The sequence below is a fragment of the Vibrio sp. AH4 genome, assembly GCF_030710545.1.
Classification (GTDB): Bacteria; Pseudomonadota; Gammaproteobacteria; order Enterobacterales; family Vibrionaceae; genus Vibrio; species Vibrio metoecus.
Map to the genome: position 1 here is coordinate 919,733 of NZ_JALAIV010000001.1, position 16,646 is coordinate 936,378.

Sequence of the window (16,646 nt, forward strand, 5' to 3'; positions counted from 1 at the left end):
GCATTTCCTTTTTAATCATGAGGGAGAAATGCTTGACGGAAAGATGCTATGAGAGATGAGTAGACAAGTAGAATGCCCAAAAGAAATAGGACATCTAAGAGAGTCTTCTCTTGTTCCCTTCGCAGGTATTAACCTGATCAGGTTCAACGGATCCCGAATAAACGGTCTCAGCCCAATGGCACTCCGACAAGTGGAAGCATTATAGATAAAGGTTATTAGTTAACCAAGTAAAATAGCGGTTTCATTCATCAACTTTTTATTAACCAGTAGAACCCAAGCCAAGCCGCCGAAATACTTAAAACCACGTTGAGCAACACATTCGCCCCCATCTTAAAAAAGGCGCCTTGCTGCATTAAAAGTACATTATCCATCGAGAATGTCGAAAACGTCGTCAACGCGCCAAGAAAACCAAGCCCAATCACTTGTTTCCAAGGGTAAGGACTCAACCACTCATTTTCAACACAAGCAATTAAAACCCCCATCACGAATGAACCAAACACATTCACGGTCAACGTGCCAATAGGAAAGCCGCGGCCAAAAAGAGTAATGCACACTTCTGAGACCAAAAAGCGAGCACAAGCCCCTATCGCACCACCCAAAGCTATAAACCCCAACATAGATAATGGCATGTTCATCCTCCTTATTAGAGGTACCATTTTAAACATTCATCAAAATAAAGCGCGAAATTTCAGCAAAACAATAAATTTAATCAAAGGGGAACAAGGGAAAAGGTAGGGAAGAGTAAAAATTATTAAAAGTTACATGCATCACTTATTGAGTGATTAGCTTACAAAATTTAAAAAATTACAGATAGAAAAAACCTCAGCATTTCTGCTGAGGTTATATATATGGCAGGGGTGGAGAGATTCGAACTCCCAACACGCGGATTTGGAATCCGCTGCTCTGCCAATTGGAGCTACACCCCTGTAGATCTTTGAGCCTAAGCTCGAATAAGTGGCGGAGCGGACGGGACTCGAACCCGCGACCCCCGGCGTGACAGGCCGGTATTCTAACCAACTGAACTACCGCTCCGCATTGGTTAGCGCTTGGTGCTAAATTAAAGCCTGGCGATGTTCTACTCTCACATGGGGAAACCCCACACTACCATCGACGCTGTTTCGTTTCACTTCTGAGTTCGGGATGGAATCAGGTGGGTCCAAAACGCTATGGTCGCCAAGCAAAATTTTAAAATCTGGAAAGCTGTTTTCGTTCTCACACACATTCTTATGCGCTCAGCTCTGAGTCCACTACAAAACCCCTTGGGTGTTGTATGGTTAAGCCTCACGGGCAATTAGTACAGGTTAGCTCAACGCCTCACAACGCTTACACACCCTGCCTATCAACGTTCTAGTCTCGAACAACCCTTTAGGACAGTTAAACTGTCAGGGAAGACTCATCTCAGGGCTCGCTTCCCGCTTAGATGCTTTCAGCGGTTATCGATTCCGAACTTAGCTACCGGGCAATGCGTCTGGCGACACAACCCGAACACCAGAGGTTCGTCCACTCCGGTCCTCTCGTACTAGGAGCAGCCCCCTTCAATCTTCCAACGCCCACGGCAGATAGGGACCGAACTGTCTCACGACGTTCTAAACCCAGCTCGCGTACCACTTTAAATGGCGAACAGCCATACCCTTGGGACCGACTTCAGCCCCAGGATGTGATGAGCCGACATCGAGGTGCCAAACACCGCCGTCGATATGAACTCTTGGGCGGTATCAGCCTGTTATCCCCGGAGTACCTTTTATCCGTTGAGCGATGGCCCTTCCATACAGAACCACCGGATCACTATGACCTGCTTTCGCACCTGCTCGAACCGTCATTCTCGCAGTTAAGCGGGCTTATGCCATTGCACTAACCTCACGATGTCCAACCGTGATTAGCCCACCTTCGTGCTCCTCCGTTACTCTTTGGGAGGAGACCGCCCCAGTCAAACTACCCACCAGGCACTGTCCTCAACCCAGATAATGGGTCTAAGTTAGAACATCAAACATACAAGGGTGGTATTTCAAGGACGGCTCCAACGCAACTGGCGTCACGTCTTCATAGCCTCCCACCTATCCTACACATGTAGGTTCAATGTTCAGTGCCAAGCTGTAGTAAAGGTTCACGGGGTCTTTCCGTCTAGCCGCGGGTACACTGCATCTTCACAGCGATTTCAATTTCACTGAGTCTCGGGTGGAGACAGCGTGGCCATCATTACGCCATTCGTGCAGGTCGGAACTTACCCGACAAGGAATTTCGCTACCTTAGGACCGTTATAGTTACGGCCGCCGTTTACCGGGGCTTCGATCAAGAGCTTCGCTTACGCTAACCCCATCAATTAACCTTCCGGCACCGGGCAGGCGTCACACCGTATACGTCATCTTGCGATTTTGCACAGTGCTGTGTTTTTAATAAACAGTTGCAGCCACCTGGTATCTGCGACTCTCGTCAGCTCCATCCGCGAGGGACTTCACCATCAAGAGCGTACCTTCTCCCGAAGTTACGGTACCATTTTGCCTAGTTCCTTCACCCGAGTTCTCTCAAGCGCCTTGGTATTCTCTACCCGACCACCTGTGTCGGTTTGGGGTACGATTCCATCAAATCTGAAGCTTAGAGGCTTTTCCTGGAAGCATGGCATCAATGACTTCACACCCGTAGGTGCTCGACGTCGTGTCTCAGCCTTAGAAAGAGCCGGATTTACCTAACTCTTAAGCCTACGCACTTGAACCAGGACAACCGTCGCCTGGCCCACCTAGCCTTCTCCGTCCCCCCATCGCAATTTGATTGAGTACGGGAATATTAACCCGTTTCCCATCGACTACGCCTTTCGGCCTCGCCTTAGGGGTCGACTCACCCTGCCCCGATTAACGTTGGACAGGAACCCTTGGTCTTCCGGCGGGGAGGTTTTTCACCCCCCTTGTCGTTACTCATGTCAGCATTCGCACTTCTGATACCTCCAGCAAACCTTACGATTCACCTTCAACGGCTTACAGAACGCTCCCCTACCCAATGTCCAAAGGACATTGCCGCAGCTTCGGTGTATTGCTTAGCCCCGTTACATCTTCCGCGCAGGCCGACTCGACTAGTGAGCTATTACGCTTTCTTTAAATGATGGCTGCTTCTAAGCCAACATCCTAGCTGTCTGAGCCTTCCCACATCGTTTCCCACTTAGCAATACTTTGGGACCTTAGCTGGCGGTCTGGGTTGTTTCCCTCTCCACGACGGACGTTAGCACCCGCCGTGTGTCTCCCGGATAGTACTTACTGGTATTCGGAGTTTGCAAAGGGTTGGTAAGTCGGGATGACCCCCTAGCCTTAACAGTGCTCTACCCCCAGTAGTATTCGTCCGAGGCGCTACCTAAATAGCTTTCGGGGAGAACCAGCTATCTCCGAGTTTGATTGGCCTTTCACCCCTAGCCACAAGTCATCCGCTAATTTTTCAACATTAGTCGGTTCGGTCCTCCAGTTGATGTTACTCAACCTTCAACCTGCCCATGGCTAGATCACCCGGTTTCGGGTCTATATCCAGAGACTGAGCGCCCAGTTAAGACTCGCTTTCGCTACGGCTCCCCTATACGGTTAACCTTGCCACTGAATATAAGTCGCTGACCCATTATACAAAAGGTACGCAGTCACACCACGAAGGTGCTCCTACTGCTTGTACGTACACGGTTTCAGGTTCTATTTCACTCCCCTCACAGGGGTTCTTTTCGCCTTTCCCTCACGGTACTGGTTCACTATCGGTCAGTCAGGAGTATTTAGCCTTGGAGGATGGTCCCCCCATATTCAGACAGGATATCACGTGTCCCGCCCTACTCGATTTCACGCTCGATGAAGCGTCGGTTACGGGGCTATCACCCTGTATCGCCAAGCTTTCCAGCTTGTTCACCTACTTCACCGAGTGCTTAAGGGCTAATCCAGGTTCGCTCGCCGCTACTACCGGAATCTCGGTTGATTTCTTCTCCTCGGGGTACTTAGATGTTTCAGTTCCCCCGGTTTGCTCTGTTAACCTATGTATTCAGTTAACAGTAACTGCTTATGCAGTTGGGTTTCCCCATTCGGAAATCGCAGACTCAAACGGCTCTTACTGCCTTATCTGCGCTTATCGCAAGTTAGTACGTCCTTCATCGCCTCTGACTGCCCAGGCATCCACCGTGTACGCTTAGTCACTTAACCATACAACCCGAAGGAGTTTCGGATTGTTGTTTAAACAACCTAAGTTGTCTCGCGTTTAATTTACATGAGTGCGAGACAGATTTTGCCGGACTCAAATTTGAACAAGACCGAAGTCTTATTCGATACCAAGCACACTTGAATGTGTTGTTGGTGTTTATCTTTCGATAAACATTGAGAACTTTACAAACAACAATACATTGTTGTTTTGTCAGCTTTCCAAATTGTTAAAGAGCAAGATTTTCTGATGAAAACCATTTTTAAACATTCTCAGCGAAAACGCTTAAAGATGGTGGAGCTATGCGGGATCGAACCGCAGACCTCTTGCATGCCATGCAAGCGCTCTCCCAGCTGAGCTATAGCCCCACTTAATGCTCAAATCTAAACCGAATCAATCTGTGTGGACACTCATCACGACAATCATCGTGTAAGGAGGTGATCCAGCGCCAGGTTCCCCTAGCGCTACCTTGTTACGACTTCACCCCAGTCATGAACCACAAAGTGGCAAGCGTCCTCCCGAAGGTTAAACTACCTGCTTCTTTTGCAGCCCACTCCCATGGTGTGACGGGCGGTGTGTACAAGGCCCGGGAACGTATTCACCGCAACATTCTGATTTGCGATTACTAGCGATTCCGACTTCATGGAGTCGAGTTGCAGACTCCAATCCGGACTACGACGTACTTTGTGAGATTCGCTCCACCTCGCGGTATCGCTGCCCTCTGTATACGCCATTGTAGCACGTGTGTAGCCCTACTCGTAAGGGCCATGATGACTTGACGTCGTCCCCACCTTCCTCCGGTTTATCACCGGCAGTCTCCCTGGAGTTCCCACCATTACGTGCTGGCAAACAAGGATAAGGGTTGCGCTCGTTGCGGGACTTAACCCAACATTTCACAACACGAGCTGACGACAGCCATGCAGCACCTGTCTCTCAGTTCCCGAAGGCACAAGACTGTCTCCAGTCTCTTCTGAGGATGTCAAGAGTAGGTAAGGTTCTTCGCGTTGCATCGAATTAAACCACATGCTCCACCGCTTGTGCGGGCCCCCGTCAATTCATTTGAGTTTTAATCTTGCGACCGTACTCCCCAGGCGGTCTACTTAACGCGTTAGCTCCGAAAGCCACGACTCTAGGTCACAACCTCCAAGTAGACATCGTTTACGGCGTGGACTACCAGGGTATCTAATCCTGTTTGCTCCCCACGCTTTCGCATCTGAGTGTCAGTATCTGTCCAGGGGGCCGCCTTCGCCACCGGTATTCCTTCAGATCTCTACGCATTTCACCGCTACACCTGAAATTCTACCCCCCTCTACAGTACTCTAGCTTGTCAGTTTCAAATGCGATTCCTAGGTTGAGCCCAGGGCTTTCACATCTGACTTAACAAACCACCTGCATGCGCTTTACGCCCAGTAATTCCGATTAACGCTTGCACCCTCCGTATTACCGCGGCTGCTGGCACGGAGTTAGCCGGTGCTTCTTCTGTAGGTAACGTCAAATGATTAAGGTATTAGCTTAACCACCTTCCTCCCTACTGAAAGTACTTTACAACCCGAAGGCCTTCTTCATACACGCGGCATGGCTGCATCAGGCTTGCGCCCATTGTGCAATATTCCCCACTGCTGCCTCCCGTAGGAGTCTGGACCGTGTCTCAGTTCCAGTGTGGCTGATCATCCTCTCAGACCAGCTAGGGATCGTCGCCTTGGTGAGCCCTTACCTCACCAACTAGCTAATCCCACCTGGGCATATCCGGTAGCGCAAGGCCCGAAGGTCCCCTGCTTTGCTCTTGCGAGGTTATGCGGTATTAGCCATCGTTTCCAATGGTTATCCCCCTCTACCGGGCAATTTCCCAGGCATTACTCACCCGTCCGCCGCTCGCCACCCAAGGAACAAGTTCCTCTGTGCTGCCGCTCGACTTGCATGTGTTAGGCCTGCCGCCAGCGTTCAATCTGAGCCATGATCAAACTCTTCAATTAAAAGTTTTTTGAAGCTTTCGCTTCGGCTCAATGAATACTGATTACATTCTTTGCTTAATAAAAAGCGAAGTAATGTTGAATTGACTGTGCTGAATGATTGCTCATTCAAATGGTCACTCAGTTCATTGATAAATCTTTTTTGATTATCATCAACGAGTGCCCACACAGATTGATTGGTTTATATTGTTAAAGAGCGTTCTTCTTGGCGGTCTGCTTCAGAAGAGGCGGCCATTTTAGCGAGATAAACTGTCGTGTCAAACACTTTTTTCAGTTTATTTTCGTTGGCGATTTCGCCACCTAAAATACCGAACTGAATCACTGCTAACGCTTGCTGCGTCTGCCGTGTCAGTGAGGGCGGATTATAGAGAAGCTAGTTATATTGGCAAGCACTTTTTAGAAGTTTTTTAAAGATTTCGGATACTTGGTGATGTTTTAGGCATTATTGGCTATTTGTTAATGATTAAGCCATCTACTATACCTATTACTTGCTTATTAAAAGGGGAAATCATGAGTTCAATTCGTAGCTACAAAGGTATTACGCCCAAAATGGGAGAAAAGGTTTATGTGGATGCCAGTGCAGTCATCGTGGGTGACATTGAACTGGATGATGATGCCAGCATTTGGCCTTTAGTGGCCGCTCGTGGTGATGTAAACCACATTCGGATTGGAAAGCGCACTAATATTCAAGACGGTTCTGTATTGCATGTCACCCACAAAAATGCTGAAAACCCGAATGGTTATCCTCTACTGATAGGAGAGGATGTGACGGTTGGGCATAAAGTCATGCTACATGGTTGCACTATTCATGATCGAGTATTAGTCGGTATGGGTTCTATCGTGTTGGATGGCGCTGTGATTGAAAGTGATGTGATGATTGGCGCGGGCAGTTTAGTGCCTCCAGGCAAGCAACTCGAAAGTGGCTTTCTTTATATAGGCAGCCCAGTAAAACAAGCACGCCCACTCAATGATAAGGAGCGTGCTTTTCTCTTAAAGTCCTCAAGCAACTACGTTCAGAGTAAAAATGACTATCTGAATGACGTTAAAACCGTTCGCGAGTGATCTCAATTTGACCTAGAGCGTTAAACATTTCGTCTTCTATCGCCTGTTCGGCGAGTTCCTCTAGGTCAAAACGCCACTCACTGAATACTGTCATCACGTGTTGCGATTCTGCTAAGGCTTCGCCTGAGAGTTCTTGCAGAACTTGACGAGCCACAAGACATTCGATTAATGCTCCGTTTTGCTGAGCAAAAAATACGACGGCTTGTTTGGCCTCATCCCAATGCTGTAAATCGGGAAATAGGATGGATTGATTCATAGTGCACCTTCGAGATTTTTACGCAGTTCGCGCAAAATTTGTTTGGTTCCCGGACGTAACCCACGCCATAACATGAAGCTTTCCGCCGCTTGCCCCACCAGCATACCTAAACCATCAATCACCTGCGCGCAGCCGTGTTGTAGAGCCCATTGGTTAAACACAGTATGCCCTTTGCCATACATCATGTCATAACATATTGAATGGACAGCGAAAATCACTGGCTGAATCGCGGGCAACTCACCTTCTAAACTGGCCGAGGTCGAGTTAATGATCACATCATAGCTTTGAGTAAGCTCTGTGAATGGTTTGGCTATCACTGCACCGTACGGTGCCAGTAGTTCCGCCAATTGTTCGGCTTTAGATAACGTCCGATTGGTAATCGTAATCGAGGCGGGCTTTTGATCCAGCAGTGGTTTGAGCACGCCACGCGCCGCACCACCTGCGCCTATCAACAAAATATTCGCGCCTTTGAGTTGCACTTGTTGAGCAAATAGATCTTGCACCAAGCCTTCACCATCGGTGTTGTCTCCCAATATTTCACCGTCATCTAACTTTTTGAGCGTGTTCACAGCCCCAGCCAACCGAGCGCGTTCCGTCAGTCGCCCGGCAAAACGATAGGCGTCTTCTTTGAAAGGCACCGTCACATTACAGCCTCGGCCACCTTGCGCAAAAAAGTGACTCGCGGCCTCGATAAACCCATCGACTGGCGCACATTGCGCGGTATAGGTCATGGGCTGCTGGGTTTGACGCGCAAACAGCGTATGAATAAAGGGGGATTTACTGTGGTTAATGGGATTACCAAAAACTACATACTGATCGATTTGAGAAGCCATATCCTTGCCTACACAATCAAAAGGGTCACTTGCTCGACCCTATCACTCACAACTTCAAGTGTCACCATTCACGCGGCACTAAAAACTCGCTCAACTGGGCTTCTGGGGTATCGGACTCAGGTTGATAAGCGTATTCCCAACGCGCTAGAGGCGGCATCGACATCAAAATTGACTCGGTACGCCCACCGGTTTGCAGGCCAAACAGCGTGCCGCGATCCAACACCAAATTAAATTCAACATATCGACCACGACGATAGAGTTGGAATTGGCGCTCACGCTCTGTAAAGGATGTGTTTTTACGTTTTTCGACAATCGGCACATAAGCTTGGGTATAACCTTCACCGACCGCCTGCATATAGGCGAAACATTGTTCGAATGGCCACTCATTCAGATCATCAAAAAACAATCCACCGATGCCGCGTGTTTCATTGCGGTGCGGTAAGTAGAAGTAGCGATCACACCATGCTTTATGCTGGTTATAGATGTCCGCACCAAAAGGTGCGCAGAGATTTTTTGCAGTGTGGTGCCAGAACTGACAATCCTCAACAAAGGGGTAAAACGGCGTAAGGTCAAAACCACCCCCAAACCACCAGATCGGGGCTTCGCCCTCTTTTTCAGCAATAAAAAAGCGCACATTGGCATGAGAAGTTGGGACATACGGATTTTTCGGATGCATGACCAAAGAAACGCCCATGGCTTCAAAACGACGACCTGCCAATTCTGGACGATGGGCCGTCGCAGAACCCGGCATCTGTTCACCAAACACATGGGAGAAATTCACACCGCCTTGTTCGAAAACGGCACCATCGCGCATCACTCGGGTACGGCCACCGCCCCCCAACTTTTCACCCGACTCACGTTGCCACGCATCTTCAATAAATTGCGCTTGGCCATCTGCGGCTTCCAATTGCTGGCAAATTTGATCTTGTAACTGCAGCAAAAAGCTCTTCACTGCTTGTTTATCTATGTTTGACTTCACGTTCTCTCCTGCGCAGGGTTATCCCTGTCTTAACACTTGTAAACTGCGTGCATCGCGAATTTCGCTCGGGCCACAACGGCCACTGGTTTCACCTTCCAACACGGTCTCAATTTGATTTCCTAACTGAGCCACCACTTCTTGCCGTGTGGTGCAAGCCGGTTGCCCACTCAAGTTGGCACTGGTTGACGTTAATGGTTTACCAAACGCCAAACACAATTGCTGCACTAATGGATGATTAGACACTCGCACCGCCACCGTATCAAACTGACCGCGCACCCAGCTTGGAGTATCAACACTTGCGGGCATCACCCAAGTTAAAGGAGCGGGCCAAGAAGCCAAAACTTGCAGCAATTGTTGTTCTGTCAGTTGGTCTTCATCAATGTAAGGGCGTAACTGCTCATAGTTTGCGGCAATCAAGATCACCCCTTTTTCAATCGGACGTTGCTTGATCGCGAGTAAACGCAGCATCGCAGCTTGGTTGTCCGGATCACAGCCTAAACCAAATACCCCTTCGGTCGGATAAGCGATCACACCGCCACGTTGCAGCACATCAACCGCTTGTTGCAGATTGCCCACTTTATTGACTCCTCTTTATTCCTCAATAGCAGTGTACAAATAGTATGGCGATTGACCAGTGATTCTCGCCACCAATAAAAAGCAAACGTTTGCTTGAGATAAGAATCCCCGTATAATGCGCCGCAATACGGGTTTACCCGACCAATTTAAACACTGAAGGAGTTTGAGATGACAGTCGGTATTATCATGGGTTCCAAATCAGACTGGCCAACCATGAAACACGCAGCAGAGATGCTTGACCAGTTTGGTGTCGCTTATGAAACCAAGGTGGTTTCGGCACATCGTACTCCTCATCTGCTGGCCGATTACGCCTCAAGCGCCAAAGAACGTGGTTTACAAGTGATCATCGCTGGGGCTGGCGGTGCGGCGCATCTGCCGGGAATGACGGCAGCGTTTACAAGCCTACCGGTTCTCGGAGTACCCGTTCAATCACGCGCTCTGTCTGGCCTCGACTCCTTATACTCAATTGTGCAGATGCCAAAAGGTATTGCGGTGGGTACTTTAGCGATTGGAGAAGCAGGTGCCGCGAATGCGGGATTACTTGCCGCGCAAATCATCGGCATTCACAACCCAGAAGTGATGAGCAAGGTAGAAGCCTTCCGCGCCAAGCAAACACAGTCCGTGTTAGACAATCCAAATCCAGCGGAGGAATAACGGATGCGTGTTTTAGTTCTGGGAGCTGGCCAGCTGGCGCGCATGATGTCTCTAGCCGGAGCACCATTGAATATTGAGACGATTGCGTTTGATGTCGGTAGCGAAAACATTGTACATCCCTTAACTCAAACCGTGCTCGGCCATGGATTGGGGCAAGCGATTGAGCAAGCGGACGTGATCACGGCTGAGTTTGAACACATTCCCCATCCGATCCTCGATCTCTGTGCTCGCAGCGGCAAGCTTTACCCAAGTGCTGAAGCGATCAAAGCCGGTGGCGATCGTCGATTAGAAAAAGCCTTATTAGATCGTGCCCAAGTGGCGAATGCTCGCTATGCAATTATTCGTAGCCGAGACGATCTGACCTTAGCCATCTCTGAGATTGGGTTGCCTATGGTGCTGAAAAGTGCACTCGGTGGCTATGACGGCAAAGGGCAATGGCGTTTAAAAGAACAAGCTCAGGTCGACAATATCTGGGGTGAGTTAGCACAGTATCTTGAAGCAAATCCAGAACAAGCGATTGTGGCAGAAGAATTTGTGGCTTTTGATCGCGAAGTATCACTAGTGGGTGCTCGCAACGTCGCAGGTGATATTGTGGTTTATCCTTTAGCAGAAAACGTCCATACCCAAGGCGTGCTAAGCCTGTCAACTGCGATTGATGCACCCGAACTGCAAACCCAAGCGGAAGCGATGTTTAAAGCGGTGGCTGAGCAGCTTAACTATGTCGGTGTATTAGCGCTGGAATTTTTTGAAGTGCAAGGCAAGTTACTGATCAATGAAATCGCACCACGAGTTCATAACTCCGGTCACTGGACTCAACAAGGCGCGGAAACCTGCCAATTCGAAAATCACTTACGCGCGGTATGTGGTTTGCCACTGGGTAGCACCAAACTGGTTCGTGAAACCGCAATGATCAATATCCTTGGTGAAGACCAACTCCCCTCTTCAGTATTGGCAATGGAAGGTTGCCATGTACACTGGTACGGTAAGGCCAAACGTCCAGGGCGAAAAATGGGACACATCAATGTGACCGCCGATTACAGTGGTGAGTTGCAACGTAAACTGTGCCAATTAGCGACCGTGTTAGATGAGAAGGCTTTTCCTGCCGTACACGCAGTAGCAAAGGAAATTCAGCCTTAATCCATACTTCACTAATGCAATAAAGCCGCGTCTAACGCGGCTTTAATTTTTATGCGATGGGCAAAAACCGAGGTTAACTGTCCTGAATATGCCCACACTGACGATTGGCGCACTGATAACGGATACCTGCCGCGCTCTTTTTCTCAACCATCACCGTAAAGCCGCACATGGCACAAGCCTGAGCAATCGGCTTAGCGTTGAGCGCAAACTTGCATTTAGGGTAAGCATCACAAGCATAAAAGAGTTTACCGAAGCGAGATTTACGTTCGATGAGATGACCTTTGCCACATTCAGGGCAAGCGATGTCCAGTGATGCGTCTGGTTGATTGGACGAGTCCATTGATTCGATATGATGGCACTGCGGGTAATGGCTACAGCCAATAAACATCCCGTAGCGACCTTGGCGTAGCACCAGCTCATGTCCACACTCAGGACAAGGCACGCCTAACTCTTTGATGATATGACCATCATTTTGATGCAAAGGCTTAATGTAGTCACAATCCGGATACGCAGTACAGCCTAGAAAAGGCCCATGTTTACCGTGGCGCAGTTGTAACTCTGCGCCACATTGGGGACAAGGTGAAGATTGCAGCGCATGTTCATGGGCGGCAAACAATTGTGGGTCGATTTTACTGCTCATAGACAATTCACAGGCTTAATGCAAAATGCCTTGTTCTTGGCTGTACAACAGCTCTTCCATCAAGGTATAAGCGTTTTCATTACCCGGCACATTGAACAGCACCATCAGGATGATCCATTTTAGGTCATCGAGCTCAAACTCATCCGTTTCCAGCCCCATAACACGGTCAATCACCATTTCACGCGTTTCGGGAGTTAATACATTGATGTGTTCGAGAAACAGCAGAAAACCACGCGATTCGAGATCAAGACGCTCCATCTCTTCCGGTGCATAAATACGCATCGAGGTTGGGGCGCTTTTCGCAATCGCGGTTTGTGCATCGGTCTGTTGCAAAGCCGCCAGTTCTTCCAACCAATGGAGGGCTTTGTAGATGTCTTTTTGGTGAAACCCAGCACGCAGCAATTCATCTTCTAGCTGGTCCTGATCCACTTGCAATTCAGCATCGCTATGGATATAGGTTTCGAACAGATACATCAAAATATCCATCATCATAGCTAGCCTCTCCCCTTTCTAATATAGCCACCAGGTACTGCAACCACATGCCCAAGGAGCTCAAGCTCCAAGAGCTGCATCATGACATCTTGAACCGGTATATGGGTCCGGCTTGCAAGAATATCAATAGGTGTAGCCTCTACTCCTACGTTAGCTAACAGCTCGGGAAATGGCAATTCTTCATCGCCCTGCGGAGCAGAAAAAAGTGTGGGTTGGTAAGGTACCCGCTCAGAGAGTGACCAAGTGAGCGCATTTTTGAGCTCTTGATGAATTTGTTGCACACTTTGCACTAAACAGGCGCCTTGGCGAATTAACTGATTACTGCCCTGGCTAGCAGCATTGTAAATCGAACCAGGAATAACAAAAACCTCACGCCCCTGCTCTGCCGCATAACGCGCGGTGATAAGAGAGCCACTCTTCTCCGCCGCTTCAACCACCACCACCCCCAACGATAACCCACTGATAATCCGGTTACGCCGTGGAAAATGATCCGCTTTAGGGGGGACAAAAGGGGCAAACTCCGACACCAAAGCACCTTGCGTGAGAATTCGCTGCGCCAGCGCTTGATGCTGCTTGGGGTAAATATGAGTTAAGCCTGAGCCTAGCACGGCTACAGTTTGCCCTTGTGCTTGCAAAGCACCATCATGGGCATATCCATCAATCCCCAACGCAAGACCACTCACCACCACTAACCCTGATTGAGCTAGCTCACCTGCAAACTGCCGCGCAATCTGCCGACCATCAATCGTAGCGTCACGGCTGCCGACGATGGCAACAGCGGGATCATGTAAAACTTCCCATAACCCTTCAATAAACAATACTGGAGGTGGTACTGAAATTTCTTTTAATAAGCGGGGATAAAGCGCGCAATGCGGCGTCACTATGTAGCGGTTTTTCGCACCATCCCGCCATTGCAAACACTGTTCTGCTTGCTTGGCGGCTTCTGTGGTTAAATACACCAATTGTTCTGATTTGAGCCCAAGTGCTAGCCACTGTTTAGGTGTCAGGCTTTGCAACTGAGTTGGCGTTTGGGTAGCAAGGAGATGGGAAATCGTCCTGCTACCCAGTTTGGGAGTAAAGCTAAGCGCGAGCCAAATGGCTAAGTCCTGATCCTTCATTAACTCGCATCATCGACCGATTGAGCTTGTTCAGTCGATTGGGCAACCTCCGTTTTGGGCTCAGAGCTTGTCGACTGCGGAGAAACCGCAATGATCTCTTGGTTAATCGGTGCCGAGCTATTGGTAATCAATGCTAAGCTAAAGCGTTCATAAGGGCGGATCACCATCAAAGTACCGACTTTTAGACTCGGCAATTGCACATCCGCATCCGAACCTTCTTGTTGGTAAGTAAACTGACCTTCCTTATCGCTGACTTTCACACCCGCTTGGTACAGTTCAAACATACTGCCCTGCGCAAGGCCATCACTACTGCCTTGATCCATCACCACAACTTGATTCTGCCCCGCATACTGGCTGCCTTCTAGCGAACCGAGAATATGCGCTTCGCTCCCCACTGGAGCTGGCTGCGGATAAAACGTCGTTGAGAGTTGCCGCTCTTCAATATCCACTTCTGGTAATGCAATATCGTTAGCCAAAATCTCTTGGTTTTGCTCTTGCAAGCTGAGGCCACTAAAATTGCCCCCAGTCATCGCCAACTCGCCCAGCGCCACCAAGCGCAGCGCAACCATGACGTCATCATCACGCTGATATTGTGCGACTTCGCGATAAATCCCCCACTTCTTCTCGGTTTGTACCCCAGTAATGTACAGCTGATCTTGCTTGGTCAAATATTTACGGCCATCACTCGATCCAATCACACGCACGCTCTGTTGCAAGGCGGTTTGCGCAATCAAGCGGTCAGACTGCAAATAAGGTAACACTAACCCTTCTTGCACGGTAGGAACGGCCTGCTTTTCCAACACTCGCACTTGTGGGCTCAGTTTACGCATCGGTTTTAAACTCAGTACCGGTTGCCCATCACGCCAAATTAAGGTCAGTTTGTCGCCAGGATAAATGAGATGAGGGTTATCAATCTCTGGGTTGATCTGCCAAAGCCTTGGCCACAACCAAGGGCTATCAAGGTACAAAGCAGAAATATCCCACAAGGTATCGCCTTTCACCACGGTATAGGTGGTTGGAGCATTGTGTTTAAGAGTCAGTGGAGTTTGCTCATCCGCCATTACCGATTCACCGAGTAATGTGAAAGGTAATAAAGCGCAGGCAATATAACGGGTTAGTCGTGCCATGACCTTGCTTCCTTGGTCGAAAAAATAATGGGGTATTGGAGAAATCACGTCCGGATGCTGTCATTTGGGTCATAAAATGTCTAGAATTGAGCCAACACGCATTAAGCTGTTTCGGCACAGTTCAACATTTCGAGTGTATATGTCTGTATTGCAAGTATTAACATTCCCAGATGATCGGCTGCGCACCGTTGCGAAACCGGTCGAGAAAGTCACCCCTGAAATCCAACAAATTGTCGATGACATGTTGGAAACCATGTATGCCGAAGAAGGCATCGGTTTAGCGGCGACCCAAGTCGATATTCATCAACGTATCGTCGTGATCGATATCTCTGAAACCCGTGATGAGCCAATGGTGTTGATTAACCCAGAGATCATCGAAAAGCGCGGTGAAGATGGCATTGAAGAAGGCTGTTTGTCCGTCCCGGGTGCGCGAGCTTTAGTGCCTCGCGCCGCAGAAGTGACTGTAAAAGCGCTGGATCGCAATGGTCAAGAGTATCAGTTTGATGCAGATGACCTACTGGCTATCTGTGTACAGCACGAACTCGATCACCTCGCGGGTAAGCTGTTTGTTGATTATCTGTCACCGCTAAAACGCAACCGCATTAAAGAGAAGCTAGAGAAAATCAAACGCTTCAACGAGAAAAAATAATTTACTGTGAGGTAACCTTGAGCCAATCACTACGTATTGTCTTTGCAGGTACTCCGGACTTCGCCGCCCGTCACTTGGCGGCGTTGTTGTCTTCGGAGCACGAGATCATTGCGGTCTACACCCAGCCCGATCGCCCAGCGGGTCGCGGCAAAAAACTCACTGCTAGCCCAGTCAAAACCCTTGCACTAGAACACAACATTCCAGTGTATCAACCTGAAAACTTTAAATCTGAAGAGTCTAAGCAACAGCTTGCCGCACTCAACGCCGATTTAATGGTGGTCGTCGCTTATGGCTTGCTACTGCCCAAAGTGGTTTTGGATACGCCTAAACTTGGCTGTATTAATGTGCATGGTTCTATTCTGCCTCGTTGGCGTGGTGCTGCACCGATCCAACGTTCAATTTGGGCGGGTGATAGCGAAACTGGCGTGACCATCATGCAGATGGATGTCGGCCTTGATACGGGCGATATGCTGAAAATCGCGACGCTGCCGATTGAAGCGAGCGACACCAGTGCCTCGATGTACGACAAACTGGCAGAACTTGGTCCACAAGCGCTGCTCGAATGCTTACAAGATATCGCTCAAGGCACAGCGGTTGCGGTCAAACAAGATGATGGATTGGCGAACTACGCGCATAAACTCAGCAAAGAAGAAGCGCGTATTAACTGGAGTGATGCAGCGACACATATTGAGCGCTGTATTCGTGCCTTTAATCCATGGCCAATGAGCCACTTTGAAGTCGCAGAAAACAGCATCAAAGTTTGGCAGGCCCGAGTGGAAACCCGAGCGGTTACTCAAGCTCCGGGTACGATTCTCCAAGCGGATAAGAGCGGAATTTACGTTGCAACCGGACAAGGCGTGTTGGTGCTCGAAAGCCTGCAAATTCCGGGCAAGAAAGCCTTGCCAGTACAAGATATTCTCAATGCACGTGCTGACTGGTTTCGTGTCGGCGCTCAACTCAGTTAATCCCGAACCCTAGCCTATCATCGCTAGGGTTCCGCT

The 16,646-nt window shown here is 49.1% G+C and carries 15 protein-coding genes, 3 tRNA genes, 3 rRNA genes and 1 riboswitch; of the genes, 5 read left to right on the forward strand and 16 right to left on the reverse strand.

Going from position 1 to position 16,646, the window contains the following annotated elements:
- Positions 1-97 precede the first annotated feature (97 nt).
- A riboswitch (TPP riboswitch) is annotated at positions 98-196 on the reverse strand.
- A gap of 52 nt (positions 197-248) precedes the next feature.
- From crcB to MKA69_RS04390, 8 genes are all read right to left on the reverse strand, one after another.
- Positions 249-629 (reverse strand): fluoride efflux transporter CrcB, encoded by a 381-nt coding sequence (gene crcB / locus MKA69_RS04355; RefSeq protein ID WP_001131285.1) that lies wholly within the window; start codon positions 627-629, stop codon positions 249-251.
- A gap of 220 nt (positions 630-849) precedes the next feature.
- Positions 850-926, reverse strand: a tRNA-Trp gene (locus MKA69_RS04360).
- 29 nt (positions 927-955) lie between these two features.
- Positions 956-1,032, reverse strand: a tRNA-Asp gene (locus tag MKA69_RS04365).
- Positions 1,033-1,062: 30 nt separating this feature from the next.
- Positions 1,063-1,178: ribosomal RNA gene (gene rrf / locus MKA69_RS04370) — 5S ribosomal RNA — on the reverse strand.
- A 92-nt stretch (positions 1,179-1,270) separates the two neighbouring features.
- A 23S ribosomal RNA gene (locus MKA69_RS04375) occupies positions 1,271-4,157 on the reverse strand.
- A 287-nt stretch (positions 4,158-4,444) separates the two neighbouring features.
- Positions 4,445-4,520, reverse strand: a tRNA-Ala gene (locus tag MKA69_RS04380).
- 62 nt (positions 4,521-4,582) lie between these two features.
- A 16S ribosomal RNA gene (locus MKA69_RS04385) occupies positions 4,583-6,125 on the reverse strand.
- The 16S, 23S and 5S rRNA genes sit together here with 3 tRNA genes alongside, the layout of an rRNA operon.
- A gap of 178 nt (positions 6,126-6,303) precedes the next feature.
- On the reverse strand, positions 6,304-6,444 hold the full coding sequence (locus MKA69_RS04390) for a hypothetical protein (RefSeq protein ID WP_000613996.1): 141 nt from the start codon (positions 6,442-6,444) through the stop codon (positions 6,304-6,306).
- Positions 6,445-6,632: 188 nt separating this feature from the next.
- Here MKA69_RS04390 and MKA69_RS04395 point away from each other — a divergent pair, with 188 nt between their 5' ends.
- Positions 6,633-7,184, forward strand: a complete 552-nt coding sequence (locus MKA69_RS04395) for a gamma carbonic anhydrase family protein (protein WP_000095094.1) — start codon at positions 6,633-6,635, stop codon at positions 7,182-7,184.
- Here the strand turns inward: MKA69_RS04395 and MKA69_RS04400 are convergent.
- From MKA69_RS04400 to MKA69_RS04415, 4 genes are all read right to left on the reverse strand, one after another.
- Positions 7,165-7,440, reverse strand: coding sequence for a DUF1488 domain-containing protein (locus tag MKA69_RS04400; RefSeq protein ID WP_001076443.1), 276 nt, complete (start codon positions 7,438-7,440; stop codon positions 7,165-7,167). The two genes, MKA69_RS04395 and MKA69_RS04400, sit on opposite strands and share 20 nt — an antisense overlap.
- Entirely contained in the window at positions 7,437-8,273 is an 837-nt protein-coding gene (gene aroE, locus MKA69_RS04405; RefSeq protein ID WP_305847569.1) for a shikimate dehydrogenase, read from the reverse strand. Before aroE ends, MKA69_RS04400 begins: the two co-directional genes overlap by 4 nt.
- 61 nt (positions 8,274-8,334) lie before the next feature.
- Complete coding sequence (gene hemF, locus MKA69_RS04410) at positions 8,335-9,252, reverse strand: oxygen-dependent coproporphyrinogen oxidase (protein WP_305847570.1); 918 nt, start codon at positions 9,250-9,252, stop codon at positions 8,335-8,337.
- Positions 9,253-9,270: 18 nt separating this feature from the next.
- Positions 9,271-9,828, reverse strand: a complete 558-nt coding sequence (locus MKA69_RS04415; protein ID WP_000527473.1) for an L-threonylcarbamoyladenylate synthase — start codon at positions 9,826-9,828, stop codon at positions 9,271-9,273.
- A 168-nt stretch (positions 9,829-9,996) separates the two neighbouring features.
- On the opposite strand from MKA69_RS04415, the gene purE reads away from it, so the two are divergent.
- Positions 9,997-10,482: a 5-(carboxyamino)imidazole ribonucleotide mutase gene (gene purE, locus MKA69_RS04420; RefSeq protein ID WP_000215768.1), complete on the forward strand. Its 486-nt coding sequence runs from the start codon at positions 9,997-9,999 to the stop codon at positions 10,480-10,482.
- A gap of 3 nt (positions 10,483-10,485) precedes the next feature.
- Entirely contained in the window at positions 10,486-11,619 is a 1,134-nt protein-coding gene (locus MKA69_RS04425; RefSeq protein WP_001265404.1) for a 5-(carboxyamino)imidazole ribonucleotide synthase, read from the forward strand.
- A gap of 73 nt (positions 11,620-11,692) precedes the next feature.
- Here the strand turns inward: MKA69_RS04425 and MKA69_RS04430 are convergent, their stop codons facing one another.
- Genes MKA69_RS04430 through MKA69_RS04445 form a run of 4 tightly spaced genes read right to left on the reverse strand, consistent with a single transcriptional unit; the run spans position 11,693 to position 14,996 of the window.
- Complete coding sequence (locus MKA69_RS04430) at positions 11,693-12,259, reverse strand: type I DNA topoisomerase (protein WP_000095517.1); 567 nt, start codon at positions 12,257-12,259, stop codon at positions 11,693-11,695.
- A 15-nt stretch (positions 12,260-12,274) separates the two neighbouring features.
- Complete coding sequence (locus tag MKA69_RS04435; protein ID WP_305847571.1) at positions 12,275-12,751, reverse strand: DUF494 family protein; 477 nt, start codon at positions 12,749-12,751, stop codon at positions 12,275-12,277.
- Between the two features lie 2 nt (positions 12,752-12,753).
- Entirely contained in the window at positions 12,754-13,869 is a 1,116-nt protein-coding gene (gene dprA / locus MKA69_RS04440) for a DNA-processing protein DprA (protein WP_305847572.1), read from the reverse strand.
- The gene (locus MKA69_RS04445; RefSeq protein WP_305847573.1) at positions 13,869-14,996 is read right to left on the reverse strand and encodes a LysM peptidoglycan-binding domain-containing protein; all 1,128 of its coding nucleotides are present in this window, start codon (positions 14,994-14,996) and stop codon (positions 13,869-13,871) included. The genes dprA and MKA69_RS04445 overlap by 1 nt, the downstream gene beginning before the upstream one ends.
- 139 nt (positions 14,997-15,135) lie before the next feature.
- Between MKA69_RS04445 and def the strand changes: the two genes are divergently transcribed.
- Both def and fmt read left to right on the forward strand, forming a co-directional pair.
- A complete protein-coding gene (gene def / locus MKA69_RS04450) occupies positions 15,136-15,645 on the forward strand; it encodes a peptide deformylase (protein ID WP_055029901.1) in 510 nt (169 codons plus the stop codon).
- Between the two features lie 17 nt (positions 15,646-15,662).
- Entirely contained in the window at positions 15,663-16,610 is a 948-nt protein-coding gene (gene fmt, locus MKA69_RS04455) for a methionyl-tRNA formyltransferase (RefSeq protein WP_305847574.1), read from the forward strand.
- Positions 16,611-16,646 lie beyond the last annotated feature (36 nt).